The following is a 2,185-nucleotide window of genomic DNA, read 5'->3' as shown; positions in this document are numbered from 1 at the left end:
CTCCATCAGCGCGGTGCGCAAGAACGAGCACGCCCTGGTGATCGGCAACGTGGTGGGCTCCAACCTGTTCAACACGCTGGCGGTGGTCGGCCTGGCCGGCATGATACCTCCCAGCGACGTCGATCCCGACGTACTGGTCCGGGATTGGCCGGTGATGGCGGCGTTGACGCTGGCACTGCTGGTATTCGGCATCGGCATCAAGGGGCAGGGACGTATCAATCGCCTGGAGGGCACCGTGCTGCTGGCCAGTTTCGTGGCCTACACCGCGTGGCTGGTCTACAGCGTGATCGGCATGCGCTAGGCGTGGGCGTGCCAGGGGGCCAGCCCACTCAGCGCTGCCTGGAGAGGCGCCAGATCGTCACAGCAAGCCGGCGCGTGGGACTGGTGGTCGATGCGTATGCGCGCGCGGTCGGGGAAGGAGGCTTCGAGATGCTCGATCCAGGGGCGTTGCTCCTCCCGCCAGTTGGCGAGCCACTGGCTGTCGACCTCGGCGGGGAGGCACTTGTTGATCACCACGGCGCCGACGTGCAGGCCGTGGCTCTCGAGCAGCTCGCGGGTGCGCGCGGTTTCCAGGGCCGGCAGACGTTCCGGGTTGGCGACCAGGATCACCGCCGAGTGCGCAGGGCAGGTCAGGTGCTCGCGGGCGGCGGCGAGACGGCCGCGGCGGCGCATCAACGTCTCCTGGATGGGGTCGTCGACCACCTCGCCGTCGCCCAGCCACGCCTTGTAGTCGCTGCGCACCTTGCGGCGGCGTTGCATCAACCCCTCCACCCAGGCGCCCATGATCTCGGGTAGCGCCAGCAGGCGAACCGTGTGGCCGCCTGGCGCGGTGTCGAAGATCAGCCGGTCGTACGCCTCGCCGGTATCCAGCAGCAGGCCGACCAGGGCATCGAACAGGGCGGCTTCCTCGGTGCCGGGCGCGTGTCGCGCCAGGTCGAGCTGGCGAAACACGGTCGCGCTGCGCTCGCCGCTGACCAGGGGGCGCAGCGTAGCCTTGACCTGTTCCAGGTAGCGCTGGGTTTCGTGGTCGGGATCGAGTTCGACGACGTCAAGGCCGGGCTGCATGCGCGTGGGCCTCGGGCCTGGCGAGCGTCCGAACAGATCGGCCAGGTTGTGGGCCGGGTCGGTGGAGACCAGCAGGGTCCGCCAGCCGGCCGCCGCGTAGCTCAGCGCATAGGCGGTGGCGCAGCTGGTCTTGCCGACGCCGCCCTTGCCGCCGAAGAAAAGGCTCTTGGCCATGAGTGGTTCCTCGTGGGACATGCGCCCGCCTAGCAGCAGCGGAAGCCCGCCAGGGGCGAACGCGGCATGCCCTGGCGAGTGTGCCACTCGTGGAAGCGGTCGAGCATGTGCGGGTAGAGTTCCAGGGTCATGTCGCTGACGGGATTGGGAATCCCCATCATGTCGCAGAAGCACAGCAGCATGAAGAGGTCCTCCTCATCCTGGAGCTCCCGGGCGATTTCCCGCCGGTGAGGCAGGCTCAGGACCGCGTCGTACCCCTGGATTGCTCGGTGTATCCGCGATCGCCACAGGGCGATCGCGGAACCCTTCCGGTCATGGCGACTCATCGGAGCTCAGCGATGGCTGCCGTGTGGCGGTGTCGCCCTGGCGGAAGCTGCGCGACGCCTCGAGCAGGATCCACAGCGTGAACACCATGATCAGGCTTCCGAAGATGAACAGCAGCCAGTTGCGGTCGGCGTCGCCGAAGCCCGACCAGGTGAAGATCACCTGCTGGCCCATGGCCCACAGCGTCATGACCAGCAGGAACAGCATCGGGGCCAGCGTGAAGATCACCGGGCGGCCCTGGCGCTTGAGCCATACCGAGATCAGCATCAGCGTGATGCCGGCCAGCAACTGGTTGCTGGTGCCGAACAGCGGCCACAGCAGGTAGCCGCCGGAGCCGAAGCCGTTGGGACCTTCCGGCAGGATGACCAGCGCGGCGCTGGTGATGACGGCGATGCTGGTCGCGACGTGCTTGCGGGCGATGACCGGCATGCCGTACTCGTTACCCAGCTCGGCGATGATGTAACGCATCAGGCGCACGGCGGTATCCAGGGTGGTGGCGGCGAAGCTCACCACGATCACCGCGATCAGCGTCGACCCCACGTGTTCGGGAATGCCGAGATTGCCGGCGAGCTGTCCGGCGCCCCGCACGAACGAACCCAGGCCATTGGAGCCGGCCGCGGAA

4 protein-coding genes are annotated in these 2,185 nt (G+C 67.8%); 1 reads left to right on the top strand and 3 read right to left on the bottom strand.

All coding sequences use genetic code 11. The annotated features are described in order from the left end of the window. Positions 1–301, top strand: a 301-nt coding sequence (locus AC3AYF_RS20365; RefSeq protein WP_487780302.1) for a sodium:calcium antiporter, incomplete at its 5' end; no start/stop codon positions are given. Here the strand turns inward: AC3AYF_RS20365 and AC3AYF_RS20360 are convergent. The 3 genes from AC3AYF_RS20360 to AC3AYF_RS20350 all read right to left on the bottom strand — a co-directional run. Then, a complete protein-coding gene (locus AC3AYF_RS20360; RefSeq protein ID WP_487780301.1) occupies positions 298–1,239 on the bottom strand; it encodes an ArsA family ATPase in 942 nt (313 codons plus the stop codon). The two genes, AC3AYF_RS20365 and AC3AYF_RS20360, sit on opposite strands and share 4 nt — an antisense overlap. A gap of 29 nt (positions 1,240–1,268) precedes the next feature. Further along, positions 1,269–1,565, bottom strand: a complete 297-nt coding sequence (locus AC3AYF_RS20355) for a cory-CC-star protein (protein WP_487780300.1) — start codon at positions 1,563–1,565, stop codon at positions 1,269–1,271. After that, on the bottom strand, positions 1,552–2,185 hold a 634-nt coding region (locus tag AC3AYF_RS20350; protein WP_487780299.1), incomplete at its 5' end, for a carbon starvation CstA family protein. The genes AC3AYF_RS20355 and AC3AYF_RS20350, both read right to left, overlap by 14 nt.

It is taken from the genome of Salinicola sp., from assembly GCF_982684285.1.
The sequence above is the reverse complement of the archived record's forward strand: the minus strand, read 5'-3'. Positions and strand labels throughout refer to the sequence as shown.

Excerpts from the sequence above, each read along its gene's own strand:
- AC3AYF_RS20360 (WP_487780301.1), bottom strand. The coding sequence starts at position 1,239 with ATGGCCAAGAGCCTTTTCTTCGGCGGCAAGGGCGGCGTCGGCAAGACC.
- AC3AYF_RS20355 (WP_487780300.1), bottom strand. The coding sequence starts at position 1,565 with ATGAGTCGCCATGACCGGAAGGGTTCCGCGATCGCCCTGTGGCGATCG.